Origin of the sequence: Parasphingorhabdus marina DSM 22363, assembly GCF_900128895.1 — a bacterium.
Taxonomy (GTDB): Bacteria; Pseudomonadota; Alphaproteobacteria; order Sphingomonadales; family Sphingomonadaceae; genus Parasphingorhabdus; species Parasphingorhabdus marina.
Map to the genome: position 1 here is coordinate 686,315 of NZ_FSQW01000002.1, position 14,846 is coordinate 701,160.

The window sequence follows — 14,846 nt, forward strand, 5'->3', positions numbered from 1 at the left end:
GAAGTCAGGCCTCCGCCAGGCTGGCGAGCTTGTAGTCCTTATATTCGTCGCGAAGCGCGCGCTTCAGGATCTTTCCCGTCGCCGTATGCGGCAGCTCGTCGACAAATTTGACTTCGTCCGGCAACCACCATTTGGCCACCTTGTCCTGCAAAAAGGCAATAACATCTTCGCCAGTCACATCAGCCTCCGGCTTGCGCACGATAAGGAGCAACGGCCGTTCATCCCATTTCGGATGATAAACGCCCACGGCGGCCGCTTCGGCCACTCCCGGACAGCCAACCGCAGCATTTTCCAGTTCAATCGAACTGATCCACTCGCCGCCCGACTTGATCACGTCCTTTGCACGGTCCGTGATCTGCATTGTGCCATCGGGATGCAAAACGGCAACGTCGCCCGTATCGAACCACAGATCGTCCGCAACCGCATCTTCGTCCGCACGGTAATAGCGCTTGATAATCCAGGGTCCGCGGATCTCCAGGGTCCCGCTGGACTCACCGTCCCTGGGCTGGATGTTGCCTTCTTCGTCAACAACACGCAGTTCAACGCCGAATGGCGGACGACCCTGTTTGCAAATGACGTCGACCTGTGCGTCGAAATCCAGTTCGTCCCAATTGGCCGGCTTCGCACCCGTGGTACCAATCGGCGATGTTTCCGTCATTCCCCAGGCATGCGCAACCCGAATCCCGTTAGACATCAACCGCTCGATCATCGAACGCGGGCAGGCAGATCCCCCGATGACAACAACGCGCAACTTGCCATAATCCCCGCCATTGGAGTCCATGTCTGCGAACATCGACAGCCAGACCGTAGGAACACCCGCGCTGTGCGTTACGCCCTCTTCCCTGATCAATTTCCACAATACCGGAGCTTCATTGCTCGCCGAGAAGACCATTTTCGCACCGACCGTCGCACAAGCAAATGGCAGCCCCCAGGCATTGGCATGGAACATTGGGACAACGGGCAACATCACGGACCCCGTCGCCAGATCCATCACATCTGGCTGCACTTCGGTGATCGCATGGATCACGTTGGAGCGATGTTCGTAGAGCACCCCTTTGGGATTGCCTGTGGTGCCGCTGGTATAGCACAAGCCACACGGATCATTTTCGTCGACGTCCACCCACTCAAAATTGCCGTCTTCGGCATCAACCAGCTCGCGAAATGTCGGATAATCGCCCTTCTCACCGTCAAACTGGATATAGTGCTCCACCGTTTTTAACTGCGGCTTCAGCATTTCGATGATTGGCGTGAACATCTTGTCGAACAACAGCACCCGGTCTTCCGCATGGTTGATAATGTACACCAGCTGCTCTTCGAAAAGTCGGGGGTTCACGGTGTGGAGAATGCCGCCAATGCCGGCCGATCCGTACCAGCTGATCAGATGGTGGACGTGATTCATGGCGATCGTGGCAATCCGGTCGCCCTTCTTCATGCCCAGCCGTTGCAAAGCCTGCGAGAATTTCCGTGATTCCCGTCCGACTTCACCCCAGTTGGAACGAGTCAGGGAACCATCCGCCCAGTAGGTCACGATTTCCCGGTCTCCGTGCTCACGCGCGGCGTGATCAATCAGATTGGAAATTTTGAGCGCACTAGCCTGCATTGCTCCGGCCATAGATTCTCTCCGTCTGTTGTGATTTATTCGGGTTTTCCCCGGAATCGGATCAGCTTACAAGTCTTAAATTCGGGCGAGCCTTGCCCGGCAATCCGGCCGGTCCCAGCCGAATATTTTCCAGACCCGGGACCTTGTCCAGCGTTTCTGCAACCTGGGCATCCAGCTGGAAACTGTTTCCCAGGCTCACTTCCACAGTGAGGCCGTTGTCACCGGGAACCCTGGCGACCAGCTGGCTTTTCCCTCCCGAATGTGCGGCAAGAATATTGGCCAATTCCCTCATGGCGTCGAAGTCCCGAATATCCAGTTCCATCTTCGTCCGTGTGGTTTTTTCCAGCTGATCCAGTGGACGAACTCTTCGGATCGCAACACGTGGATCCTCGTCATCGGACCGTTGATCCAGTTCAACATTGAGCAGCGCACAGCGGCCTTCACGGGCCATTTCGGCGAGAATTTCGCATTGCTCCTCTTCGAAACAGCTGGCTGAAAACTGGCCACTGCTGTCCGACAGGTCAGCGAGAATGAAGCGATTTCCCCGCTTGCTCTCCCGCCAGCGCACATTCTCGATCAGCGCTGCCATGACCGCGGGTTTGCGCTGCCCTTCCGCGATCGGACCTTCTTCGCAAAGCGATGCGTAAGTGAGCGCCCCGCGAGCGGACGTGACCGCCGCATATTGCGATATCGGATGTGATGCGAAATAGAACCCAAAGGCATCCCGCTCACGGATCATGATTTCGCTGAGATCCCAGCTCTCGGCATCCGGAAGCCGGATTGCCTGCATGTCACCGGATTCGCCATCGCTGAACAGACCGCCCTGCCCGCTGGTCCGGGCTTCGGCAGCACTGTTCGCGACAGACATTATCATGTCCGCGCCATCGTGAACCAGTGCCCGATTGGGTTCCAGTTCATCAAACGCCCCCGCGGCGGCGAGGCTTTCGATTTGCCGCTTGTTCATACCAGCCGGGTCAATCCGGTTGGCAAAGTCATCGATCGACTGAAAACGGCCACTTTCTGACCGCTCGGCAACCAGTCCCTGCATCGCTTTTTCGCCAACATTCTTTAGTCCTGCGAGCGCGTAACGCACCGCCAGCAGGGCGCCCTCCTGTTCCTCTACCGCGAAATAGGGCCGACTTTTGTTGATCGAGGGCGGCAGCGCCGTGACTCCCAGCCGTTTCATGTCATCGACAAAGATGCTGAGCTTTTCACTCTGATGCATGTCAAAACACATGGATGCCGCATAAAATTCATGCGGATAGTGGGCTTTCAGCCAGGCCGTTTGGTAGGCCAGCAGGGCATAGGCTGCAGCGTGACTTTTGTTGAAACCATAGCCGGCAAATTTATCAATCAGGTCAAACAGTTCATTTGCCTGCTCGGGGCCCACGTCATTGGCAGCCGCACCTTCGACGAATCTCGTTCGCTGTGCGTCCATTTCTGACTGGATCTTTTTACCCATCGCTCGGCGCAACAGGTCGGCTTCTCCCAGCGAGTAGCCAGCGATGACCTGGGCCGCTTGCATCACCTGTTCCTGATAAACGATGATCCCGTAAGTTTCCTGCAGAATATCCTCGAGCAACGGGTGGGGATAGGCGATTTCGGCCCGCCCGTTTTTGCGGTCGCCAAACAGGGGAATATTGTCCATCGGACCCGGACGATATAGTGACACCAGCGCAATGATGTCCCCAAAGTTCGTGGGTTTGACGGCCGCCAGTGTCCGGCGCATGCCTTCGGATTCCAGCTGGAACACACCGACGGTGTCGCCTCTCTGGAGCAATTCGAACACCTTCGGATCATCCCAGTCGAGCGATTCCAGATCCACGTCAATATTGCGTTCGGCCAGCAGTTCCACGGCCTTTTTCAGAACGGAAAGCGTTTTCAGCCCCAGAAAATCGAACTTGACGAGACCCGCCTGCTCGACAAATTTCATGTCGAACTGCGTTACCGGCAAATCCGATCGCGGATCACGATAGAGCGGTACCAATTGGTCAAGCGGCCGGTCTCCGATCACAACACCGGCAGCGTGCGTCGAGCTGTGGCGGGGCAATCCCTCGAGTTTCATCGCCAGGTCAAACAGCCGTTTCACATCAGCCTGCTTATAGTCCTGCGCCAGTTCCGAAATGCCATTCAGCGCCCGTTTCAGGTCCCAGGGGTCTGTCGGATGGTTGGGGACCAGTTTGGTCAACCGGTCGACCTGGCCATAAGGCATTTGCAGTACCCGGCCAACGTCCCGGAGAACGGCCCGCGCCTTGAGCTTTCCGAAGGTGATGATCTGCGCGACCTGCCCTGTTCCGTATTTCTCCTGCACATAGCGGATCACCTCGCCGCGACGCGTTTCACAAAAATCGATGTCGAAGTCTGGCATCGACACGCGTTCCGGATTCAGGAAACGTTCAAACAGTAACCCGAGTTTTATGGGATCCAGATCCGTGATCGTCAGGGCCCAGGCGACCACTGATCCGGCACCGGACCCGCGACCAGGACCGACCGGGATATCCTGTTCCTTCGCCCATTTGATGAAGTCTGCAACGATCAGAAAATAGCCGGGAAAGCCCATGTTGATGACAACGTCCAGCTCAAAAGCCAGACGATCAAAATAGACTTGCCGCTCCTCGTCAGCCAGTTCGCCGATTGCTGCCAGCCTCGCTTCCAGGCCAGCTTTGGCATCCTCCCGCAACTGGTTTGCCTCCCCCGACAGATCTCCAGCCAGGCTCGGCAATATCGGATCTCGCCGGGGCGGCGAAAATGCGCAGCGCTGCGCGATAACGACGGTATTTTCAAGGGCTTCGGGAATGTCAGCGAACAGCTCTTCCATGACCAGCGCGCTCTTCATCCACAAATGGGGAGAGGGTTTGTCGCGGTCGTCATTCTCGACATAGGCCGAACCCGCGATACAGGTCATGGCATCATGCGCTTCATGAAAATCCGGATCGGCGAAACAGCTGGGATTGGTGGCAACAAGCGGGATACTACGATCCATCGCAAGGCGGATCAGTCCTTTTTCGGCAGCCATTTCCACCGGATTTTCCCGGCGGGACAATTCGATATACAACCGGCCTTCGAAAATTCTCTCCAGCCGCGTCAGATAGGCTTCGGCTTCTGTCTGCTGTTCCTCGGCCACCAGCCGCGCAAGTGCACCCTCACCACCGCCCGTAAGGGCGATCAGGCCGGAATTATGCGCTTCCAGCATTTCAAAGGGGATATGTGCTTCCATCTCGATCGGTCGTTCAAGGTGCGAAGCCGAAACGAGGCGACACAAATTGGTATAACCCTGCTCATTCTGAGCATAGAGCGCCAGCCAGTCCATGACCGGTTTGTCGCCTGAATGATCGGGCCTGGCCACCCGCAGAAAACATCCGGTTATCGGCTGAATACCACTCGCCCGGCAGCCGTCATCAAATGCCATGGAAGCGAACAGGCCAATGCGATCAGCAAGACCCACCGCCGGAAAGCCCCGTTCCAGTGCGGCAGGACCGATCGCTTTCGGCTCCATCGCGCCGTCCAATATGGTGTAGGCAGAGAATGATCTGAGATGAACGAACGGGATTTGCGCCATGGCGTCAGCCTATCGCGATCGTGAGAGATTCGCCAATGTTTAGATTGCGGGTGGTGACCTATCGACTGGTTTTCCACAGCAACTTGTGAGTGACACTCAGAGCAGTGCCTCAATTTCGCTTTTCAGCTGTTCCGGTTTGACGGCAGGCCCGTGCCGGGCGACGACATTGCCGTCGCGATCAACCAGAAACTTGGTGAAATTCCACTTGATTCGCGAACCCAGCAATCCGGATTTTTCCGATTTCAGATGTTTCCACAGCGGATCTGCATCGGCGCCGTTGACTTCGATCTTCGCCATGAGCGGGAAGCTGACGTCATAGTTGAGACTGCAAAAATTCTTGATTTCATCGGCGTCGCCGGGTTCCTGGTTGCCAAACTGGTTGCAGGGAAAGGCGAGAATTTCTAATCCCCGGTCAGCATATTCCTGATACAGGTTCTCCAGGCCTTCATATTGCGGTGTGAAACCGCATTTCGATGCCGTGTTCACTATCAGCAATACCTTGCCCTTGTGCGCGGACAGGTCCAGCGCCGAGCCGTCCGCCTGTTTCACTTCGAAATCTGTAATCTGCATTCATGCGCCCCGTTTGTTGTCATTTGCCTGTTCTTTTCAGAGTCCAGATCGATATTCACCGGTCAAAAGTCAAAGACAATCTCTCTTCTGCCTGAAAAGCCTAGTCTAAAACCCCTTCGTGAAGTCTGACCACCCTGTCCATTTTGGAAGCCAGACGTTCGTTATGGGTGGCTATCAACGCGGCACTGCCTTCTTCCCGGACCAGCGACATCAGTTCGGCCAATACGATATCGGCAGTTGCCTCATCAAGATTTCCCGTCGGTTCGTCGGCAAGCACGAGCTTCGGCGCATTGGCCAGTGCGCGCGCTACCGCAACACGTTGCTGTTCACCTCCGGACAATTTGCTGGGCTTGTGATCGAGACGCTGGTCCAAGCCGAGGCTGGTTAGCAGCGCTTCGGCCCTCACCTCGGCATCGGCTTTCCCGGTTCCGGCGATAAGTTGCGGCATCACAACATTCTCCTTCGCGGAAAAGTCCGGAAGAAGGTGATGAAACTGATACACAAAACCCAGCAACTCCCGCCGGATGCGGGTATGTCCGCTGGCCGACATGTGCGCCGTTTCTTCGCCGGCAAGCTTGATGGAACCCTCGAACCCGCCTTCCAGCAGTCCGATGGCCTGCAGCAAGGTTGATTTGCCTGAGCCCGATGGTCCGAGCAACGCGACAATTTCGTTGGAGCGAATATCCAGATTCACGCCTTTCAGGACGTCGATCCGCACGTCGCCTTGCGAAAAACTCCGCCGGACGTCACGCAGTTCCACGACCTTTTGTTTGTTGTGATCACTCATAGCGAAGCACCTGTACGGGATCCGTGCTGGCTGCCTTGTAGGCAGGATACAAGGTGGCGAGAAAGCTGAACAGCAGGGCCAGCATGGCAATGCCGAGGACCTCCATGGGATCCGTCCGGGCCGGCAATTCGGTCAAAAACCGAATGGAGGGGTCCCAGAGATTTTGGCCGGTCAGCATCTGGACGAAATTGATGACATTCTGGCGAAAATAGATCGCGATCAGACCAAGTATGATTCCCGCCACGATTCCAAGCGAGCCAATCGATGTGCCAACCACCACAAATATCCGGGTCAGCGAGGCCCGGGTGGCGCCCATCGTGCGCAATATCGCGATATCCCGGGTCTTGGCCCGGACAAGCATGATCAGAGAGGACAAAATGTTAAACACCGCGACCAGAATGATGATCGACAGAATAACAAACATCACGACTCGTTCCACCTGAAGTGTTTCGAAAAGTGACGCATTCATCGATTTCCAATCTGTAATAACGCCGCGCTCTGCCACTTTGGGCAGCAATGGCTCCAAAATGTTTCCGACATTCTCCGGATCGATCGTTTTCAGCTCGATCATGCCAATCTGGTCCCCCAGCAGCAAAAGAGTCTGGGCATCCTCCATCGGCATGATGACGAAAGCCTTGTCATAGTCATAAACCCCGACCTCGAAAATTGCCGCGACCTCATAGGAAATTTCGCGCGGAACAGTCCCAAACGGGGTGGTACGACCTTGCGGGTTGATGACAGTGATCTGACTGCCCACCTGCGCTCCGAGAGTTGTCGCAAGCCGGCTTCCTATGCCCACGCGTCCCGCTCCCGGTTCGAGCCGGGCCAAATCGCCGGCGACTGTCTTCCCGTCCAGCGTGTCGTTATTCAGGATATCAGGGACGAGCATGCCACGAACCAGGACCGCTTCCACCCGGCCATTAAAAGTGGTCAGTAATGGCTGTTCAATAAGCGGAGAGGCAGACACGACACCTTCGGTTTCCCTGGTTTCGTCCAGAAGCTCGCGCCAGTCCGGCAGCCGTCCGCCATAGCCCTGAATAACGGCATGGCCATTTAACCCGACGATCTTGTCAAAAAGCTCGGCCCGAAATCCGTTCATGACGCTCATGACGACGATAAGTGCGGCCACGCCGAGCATGACGGCGACCAGACTGATGCTCGCGACGAGGAAAATGAACCCCTCGCCCTTGCCTGGCAGAAGGTAGCGTTTTGCAATAACCCATTCATAGCGGGAGAGGAGCATATTGGTGTGTTCTTCCTCGGAAAGTACAATGTGGCTTTAGGGTCGCAAAGCCTCACAAACAAGTATCTAACTGGTTAAACTGCTGTTGCGGATATGACACAAGGCTGAACCAATATTTCAAATTTGTGAAAATTCGCATGACAAGACCAGCTTTCGCAAGCAAACAGTAAGGCGAATCAGATACCAGTTAAAGGTCACGGTTCAGGGATCCCTTCCGGTTCCACCGCATGTTGGGGGACAAGCGGAAGCGAATAGGTAGGGAAAACAGGGGGACGAATTATTTCGTCACCATTATCGCCCGGGATCAGCAATGATTCCGGGCGTTTTTGGTTTTTGAAACCGGACCTTGAAAAGTCGGAAAATCTTCATATCTTTTGAATGTGACGCGCCAGATTGGGCGTTACACACCAAACCGGATGCCGATTTTCGGATCCACAACCTTGATTGCTCAATATGAGGATAAAGACATGAATCGTTTTGATTTTACACCCTATCGTCGTTCAACTGTCGGCTTTGACCGCCTGTTCGATCTGCTTGAAAACAATGCCCGGACCCAACAATCCGAAAATTATCCCCCGTTCAACATCGAACGCAGCGGCGATGACCATTACCGGATCACGCTCGCAGTGGCCGGATTCAAAGAAGACGAGATCGAAATCACTGCCCAGCAGAACCTGTTGCTGGTCGCCGGAAACAAGAATAACGACGACAATGACGGAAAGCAGTTCCTGCACATGGGAATTGCCAACCGCAATTTTGAACGTCGCTTTGAACTGGCCGATTTTGTTCGCGTCGACAATGCGGCCCTTGAAGACGGACTGCTGATCATCGACCTGGTGCGGGAGATCCCCGATGCCATGAAGCCGCAAAAAATTGCGATCAACGGCGATGCCAAAGTCACAAAAATTGCTGACAAGCGCAAGTCTTCGGAAGACAAGGCCGCTTAAGCACTGGCAGGAATTGCCGAAACCAGTTTTAGCAGGCAGCTTCACAAGATGCTGCCTGTTTTCGTTTCTGCTCGTCGCTCTTGAAAAGCAAAAAAATGGGGCAGCCGGATGAGGATCCGACTACCCCTGACACCCGCTTGGTGTCACTCTTGACGAAATTAGCCCGGGTCGCAAATGGCCAACTTCAATCAAGAATCCGCATTGGCAATGTTGGAAAGTGTCGCGTGGTTGAGAATTCGCACTTTCCCGCTTTCAACCGATACAATGCCGTCTTCCGACCAGGCTGAAAGTTGCCGATTAATATGTTCGCGTGACATTCCGGCGAAATTGCCGAGCTCACTTTGACTCAAATCCAGTTTCAGACGCCCCTCTTCTGCGCCGACGACCGATAACCTCAAGAGATATCGAGCCAGACGCGGCCCCGAGGTATAAGCCCGGTCCCCTTCGATCATGGTGTTAGCGGTTCTGATCCGCGTGGCCATGACTTTGAGCAAGCGCAATGCCATGTTCTTGTGTTTTTGCAATATTTCTTCGAATGCTGACCGTGTAATGGTCAATGCGGTCGTTGGCTCAATGGCCGTGACACTGGCGGTCCTGTCTCCACCGTCGAGCAGAGCAATCTCACCCAGAACCTGGCCCGGTTCGGCATAATCCAGAACGATCTCATGTCCGTTGCTGGCGATCATGCTCGTGCGGGCATTGCCCGAGAGCAATATCAGCAACGAATTACCAGGATCCCCCTGCATGATCATTTCATCTCCCTTTTCATATTGCACAAAATGCCCGCGCAATATGATATCTGCCAGTTCCGCTTCGTCACAATCAGCGAAAAGACTGTGCTCCGCCAATATGTTTGCAAGTTCCTCGGCTTTCACTTCATCCCGCTCCAACACCGGTCACCTTGCATGAAAACGGATATCCGTTTCTCACTGCTTAAATGTGACAATAGTCACTTTGTGTAAAATAGATTGGATAAATTAGACAAGTCGGCTTTGTTTGACCGCAGCAGCGATAAACGAAGCGAAAAGCGGATGTGGATCGAACGGCTTGCTTTTCAGTTCAGGATGGTACTGAACGCCTACAAACCAGCTATGATCGGGCCTTTCCACGGTTTCCGGCAGTTCACCATCCGGTGACATGCCGGCAAATATCAGGCCGGTATCTTCCAGTGACTCGACATAGCTCTTGTTGACTTCATAGCGATGACGGTGGCGCTCGCTAATTTCGCGTTCACCATATATCTCGCTGATTCTCGATCCCTGCTGCAAAACCGCATCATAGGCGCCAAGCCGCATGGTACCGCCGAGGTCGCCGCCTGCCTCGCGTTTCTGCAGCCCCTCTTCGGTCATCCATTCGGTGATCAGGCCGACGACCGGCTCAGACGTTTCCCCAAATTCGGTTGTCGACGCCGCTGGTATGCCCGCCATGTTTCTGGCTGCCTCGATACAGGCCATCTGCATGCCCAGACAGATGCCAAAAAACGGAACATCCCGTTCTCGGGCGAATTTGACAGACCCGATCTTGCCTTCACTGCCGCGCTCGCCGAAACCTCCCGGCACCAATATGGCATGGAGCGGCTCCAGCTTGGCCGCGAGGTCTCGGTCATCCTCAAACAGCTCGGCATCAAGCCAGCGCACCTGAACCTTGACTCTGTTCGCCAGGCCACCGTGAAAAAGCGCTTCCTGCAGGGACTTGTAGGCATCCTGAAGACCCACATATTTGCCGACCACACCGACAATGACCTCGCCTTCCGGGTTCTCAATCCGTTCCATCACATCGTGCCATCGCGCCAGATCGGGTTCCGGCGCATCGGCGATGCCAAAGGCGTGGAGCACTTCCGCATCCAGACCCTGTTCGTGATATTGAAGCGGAACATTGTAAATGCTGCTCGCATCGAGCGCCGGTATCACCGCTTCCTTCCGTACGTTGCAGAATTGCGCGATTTTGGCTCTCTCACCATCGGGCAAATCATGCTCACAACGGCAAAGCAAAATGTCGGGCTGAATTCCCAGTGACGTCAGCTCCCGGACACTGTGCTGGGTGGGTTTGGTCTTCAGTTCCCCGGCCGCGGCGATATAGGGCACCAGAGTCACGTGGACCGAAATGGCGTTCTCGCGGCCCACTTCATTCCGCAGCTGCCGAATCGCCTCGATAAAGGGCAAACTTTCGATGTCCCCCACCGTTCCGCCGATTTCACACAGAACAAAATCTATGCCGTCCAGCTGATCCTGGGCGAATTCCTGGATTGCGTCGGTGACGTGCGGAATCACCTGAACCGTGGCCCCCAGATAGTCTCCACGCCGCTCCTTGGTAATGATCGACTGGTAGATCCTGCCCGAGGTGACATTGTCAGACTGCAGGGACGGAACGCCAGTGAATCGCTCGTAATGACCGAGATCGAGATCGGTTTCCGCCCCGTCATCAGTGACATAAACTTCGCCGTGCTGATAGGGTGACATCGTCCCCGGGTCGACGTTCAAATAGGGGTCCAGCTTGCGGATCCGCACCGAATATCCGCGTGCTTGCAACAGCGCGCCGAGGCTCGCTGCCATAAGACCTTTTCCAAGTGAGGAGACCACACCGCCGGTAATAAAAATATATCGCGCCATGGGAGGAAAGGCTTAAGACCTCTCGCGCCCAAAAGACAAGCGTGCGAATCCGAAAAAGCGAAATATTTTTCAATAACGCCGGAAAAGTTACATCTGGCGTCGCGAGTGAAGGCTGGTCCGGTTACTGATCCAGCGGCACGGCATCATCGGATGGTGACGAATCGTCAGCGGCTTCTGCCGCAGCGGCTGCCGCAAGCGGATCATCACCAACCAGAGGCACCTCATCAACAGGCTCCGCCGGCGCTACAACCGCTCCGCTGTCCCTCTGCAAGGACTGATCAATCGTGGCAGGCTTGCCTTCCTTGGCCGCAAGAACCGCAAGAGCTACCGAAAGGCTCACGAACAGGATGGCCAACACCGTTGTTGTCCGGGTCAGCAGATCGGCTGCACCGCGCGCCGACATCATGCCCGACGGGCTTCCGCCCACCCCAAGACCGCCGCCCTCGGATTTTTGCATCAAAATCACGCCCACCAGCATGGCGGCGACAATGGCTTGAACGACAGTAAGAAAAAGAAACATGGGATTCCCGGACTCGATAGAGGGTCTAATATAGGTGTGCAGCGCACATAGCGACTGACCCTGCCCAGTTCAAGCCAAGGATTGCCGGACCGCGAACGGCCGGGAATGTCGATCAGAATGCCGCAGCCGCTTCAATGATCGGGCCAAATTTCTCAGCGGAAAGACTCGCTCCTCCTACCAGACCGCCGTCGACATTGGGAACCGCCAGCAATTCGGCCGCATTTCCGCCATTCATCGAGCCGCCATAGAGAATGCGGACGTTTTCTGATCCATCTGCCATCAACTCCCCCAGCTTGCTGCGGATCGCGGCATGCATTTCTTCGACATCGGATGCTTCCGGTACCCGGCCTGTTCCGATTGCCCAGACCGGCTCGTAGGCAATAGTCAACCAGTCGCCATCAGCACCTTCCGGAAAGGACCCCGACAGCTGCCCGCAAACCACTGATACCGCCGAGCCGGCGTCTCGCTCTTCTTCGGTTTCTCCGACACAGATAATTGCCCCCAGCCCGGCGGACCGGACGGCCTCAGCCTTCGCTTTGACATCGGCATCCGTTTCGTGCTGATCGGCACGCCGTTCGCTGTGCCCCAGAATGGACAGGGATGCGCCGGCTTCCTTGATCATATCAGAAGAAAGACAACCCGTATGGGCGCCACTGGAAGCCTGGTGGCAATCCTGCGCGCCAATCGCAACGTCCGGAAACTCCGCCGCCGCGCTTGCGATCAGTGTCGCGGGTGGACAAATGGCGACGTCAACGCCGGAATTCTGTTCCGCGATTTTGGCAATTCCGCCAATGTCACCCAATGCGGATCGCAGTCCGTTCATTTTCCAGTTGCCGACGATAAACTTGCGATTGGCCATGTTGATTGCCCCTTCCGAAACTTTTGTTCAGGGCTGCTAACAAATTCCGGGCAGTATGCCAATTTGCTTTCGTTGGTCCTGATTGGAAATGCGTTGGCGGAATGTTTTTGCTTTTGCTTGAACCGCAAACCCAAGCCGCCTAAAGCATCCACATAACTCTCTCATCCAACAGAATTGCAGTCCTTCATGATCGGTTTTTTTCGCAGAATCTTCTCTTCCAAAATTGGTCTCTTCCTGACCTTTTGTTTTGTCGGTCTGATCGCAGTGGCTTTTGCCACGGCCGATGTTTCCGGCTCGGGGGCATTTGGTGGCGTCACGGGTTCCGGAACCGCGGCAAAGGTTGGCAATGCGGAACTGACAACGTCGGAACTCGGCTCTTCGGTGAACAACGCCTTTCGCGGCGAACAGCGCCAGAATACCAGCCTCGACCTGAAAACATATGTCGAAGGCGGCGGTTTTGACAGTGTACTGGAGCGGCTGATCAACAGCGTGGCGATTGCGGCATTTGGTAACGAACATGGAATGACCGCCGGCAAACGGCTGGTCGACAGCGAGATCGCCAGTATCCAGACTTTCCAGGGAGCAGACGGGCAATTCAGCGAAGAGAACTTCCGCCGGGCCTTGCAACAACAGGGCCTGAAAGAACAGCAGTTGCGCGCAGATTTCAGCCGAAACCTGCTGGCAGAGCAGCTGTTGCCGGTCGCCGGCTTCGCCACGGCAGTTCCCGAGAGACTGGTTACGCCTTACGCCTCGCTCCTCCTCGAAACCCGTGAAGGCAAGATTGCTGTCATACCATCCGCTGTATTCGTCGATAACAGCGAGCCAGCCGATGCTGCACTTGCGGCCTTCTACAGTGAGAACAGCGCCAATTACACAATCCCGGAGCGACGGACGATCAGCTATGCCTTGTTCGACAAGTCCAGATTCAATGAGCGCATCAATCCCACCGAAGAACAGATTCAGGGCTATTATAATCTGAACAAGGCCCAATATGCCGCAAGCGAGATGCGGAATATTGAGCAGGTCATCCTCCCGACCGAGGCGGCAGCACAGGCGCTGGCCGAAAAGGTCAGCGGCGGGATGTCGCTTTCAGCCGCAGCGCAGTCGGTTGGTTTGTCCGCAGCGGAAGTCGGCTCGACCACCAGGTCACAATTTGCCGGCCTGGCATCCCAGGCTGTCGCTGATGCTGCTTTTCGCGCAGAAAATGGCGGCGTTTCGGAACCCGCACAGAGCGCGCTCGGCTGGCATATCGTCAAGATCAACGGCATCGACCAAAATCCCGGTCGAACGCTGGAACAGGCGCGGACAGAAATTATCGGGGTGCTGACAGCCGAGCAAATCGATGAGGCGCTCGCCGAGCTGACCGTGCAGATGGAAGACGCTTTCGCAGACGGGTCATCGCTTGCCGACGTCGCCGCTGCGGAAGAGCTGGATATTCAGACCACGCCAAAACTTTTGGCAAACGGACAGAATCCGGAAGATGCGGAATATCGTCCCATTCCCGAAATGCAGCGCATGTTGCCGATCGCCTTCTCGATGGAAGAGGATTCTGATCCCCAGGTCGTCGAAATCCTGCCCGGGCAGCAATATGCCATTCTCGACGTAACCGAGATCTCCGCAGCCGCGCCTCCGCCACTCAAGTCGATCGAGCAGCTGGTGGCACGCGACTATGCGCTCGACCAGGGTGCCAAAAAGGCGAAGACAGTGGCAGATGAAATCGCCGCAAAACTCGCAGAAGGCACATCGCTGGCGCAGGCCATGTCCGAATCTGGCGTGCGACTGCCCCGACCCGACAATATCCGGTCCACGCGGGCCGACATCGCCAGGCAGAGCCAGCAGGGTCAGGTACCTCCTCCACTTACCCTCATGTTCAGCATGGCAGAAGGCACCGCGAAAACGCTCAGGGCGCCGCAAAATCAGGGCTGGTTTGTTGTCCAGCTCGATAATATCATCGAAGGTGATGCGGCGAGCCGTGAAGACCTTCTGGCCGCCACCAAGCAACAGTTCCAGCAGGTCTTCGGCAATGAATATACCGAACAGTTCATCAATGCGATGAAGGCCGATGTCGGTGTCGAACGCAATGACAGTGCCATCAGCGCCCTGAAAAACCAGCTTGTTGGCAGAAACTGACATGATGGCCTTCTTTTCAAGC

Annotated in this window: 11 protein-coding genes; 2 read left to right on the plus strand and 9 right to left on the minus strand. The window is 55.6% G+C overall.

Translation table 11 applies throughout. The features are described 5' to 3' along the window. Positions 1 to 4: 4 nt before the first annotated feature. From BUQ90_RS13015 to BUQ90_RS13035, 5 genes are all read right to left on the minus strand, one after another. Complete coding sequence (locus tag BUQ90_RS13015) at positions 5 to 1,612, minus strand: long-chain fatty acid--CoA ligase (RefSeq protein WP_074205598.1); 1,608 nt, start codon at positions 1,610 to 1,612, stop codon at positions 5 to 7. 49 nt (positions 1,613 to 1,661) lie between these two features. Then, entirely contained in the window at positions 1,662 to 5,159 is a 3,498-nt protein-coding gene (dnaE, locus tag BUQ90_RS13020) for a DNA polymerase III subunit alpha (RefSeq protein WP_074205599.1), read from the minus strand. 96 nt (positions 5,160 to 5,255) lie between these two features. Beyond that, positions 5,256 to 5,729, minus strand: a complete 474-nt coding sequence (locus tag BUQ90_RS13025; RefSeq protein ID WP_074205600.1) for a glutathione peroxidase — start codon at positions 5,727 to 5,729, stop codon at positions 5,256 to 5,258. A 100-nt stretch (positions 5,730 to 5,829) separates the two neighbouring features. After that, positions 5,830 to 6,516 carry an ABC transporter ATP-binding protein gene (locus BUQ90_RS13030; RefSeq protein ID WP_074205601.1) on the minus strand — a complete coding sequence of 229 codons (687 nt, stop codon included), beginning with the start codon at positions 6,514 to 6,516 and terminating at the stop codon, positions 5,830 to 5,832. Next, positions 6,509 to 7,759: a lipoprotein-releasing ABC transporter permease subunit gene (locus tag BUQ90_RS13035; protein ID WP_074205602.1), complete on the minus strand. Its 1,251-nt coding sequence runs from the start codon at positions 7,757 to 7,759 to the stop codon at positions 6,509 to 6,511. Before BUQ90_RS13035 ends, BUQ90_RS13030 begins: the two co-directional genes overlap by 8 nt. A gap of 467 nt (positions 7,760 to 8,226) precedes the next feature. Between BUQ90_RS13035 and BUQ90_RS13040 the strand changes: the two genes are divergently transcribed. Continuing rightward, the gene (locus BUQ90_RS13040; protein ID WP_074206419.1) at positions 8,227 to 8,706 is read left to right on the plus strand and encodes an Hsp20 family protein; all 480 of its coding nucleotides are present in this window, start codon (positions 8,227 to 8,229) and stop codon (positions 8,704 to 8,706) included. A gap of 188 nt (positions 8,707 to 8,894) precedes the next feature. Here the strand turns inward: BUQ90_RS13040 and BUQ90_RS13045 are convergent, their stop codons facing one another. From BUQ90_RS13045 to tpiA, 4 genes are all read right to left on the minus strand, one after another. Beyond that, complete coding sequence (locus BUQ90_RS13045) at positions 8,895 to 9,599, minus strand: Crp/Fnr family transcriptional regulator (protein ID WP_239447432.1); 705 nt, start codon at positions 9,597 to 9,599, stop codon at positions 8,895 to 8,897. Between the two features lie 84 nt (positions 9,600 to 9,683). Further along, positions 9,684 to 11,315, minus strand: a complete 1,632-nt coding sequence (locus BUQ90_RS13050; protein ID WP_074205603.1) for a CTP synthase — start codon at positions 11,313 to 11,315, stop codon at positions 9,684 to 9,686. Between the two features lie 121 nt (positions 11,316 to 11,436). Then, complete coding sequence (secG, locus tag BUQ90_RS13055; RefSeq protein WP_074205604.1) at positions 11,437 to 11,835, minus strand: preprotein translocase subunit SecG; 399 nt, start codon at positions 11,833 to 11,835, stop codon at positions 11,437 to 11,439. A 112-nt stretch (positions 11,836 to 11,947) separates the two neighbouring features. Further along, positions 11,948 to 12,694 (minus strand): triose-phosphate isomerase, encoded by a 747-nt coding sequence (gene tpiA, locus BUQ90_RS13060; RefSeq protein ID WP_074205605.1) that lies wholly within the window; start codon positions 12,692 to 12,694, stop codon positions 11,948 to 11,950. Positions 12,695 to 12,880: 186 nt separating this feature from the next. Between tpiA and BUQ90_RS13065 the strand changes: the two genes are divergently transcribed. Beyond that, positions 12,881 to 14,824: a peptidylprolyl isomerase gene (locus BUQ90_RS13065; protein ID WP_074205606.1), complete on the plus strand. Its 1,944-nt coding sequence runs from the start codon at positions 12,881 to 12,883 to the stop codon at positions 14,822 to 14,824. Positions 14,825 to 14,846: the final 22 nt, after the last annotated feature.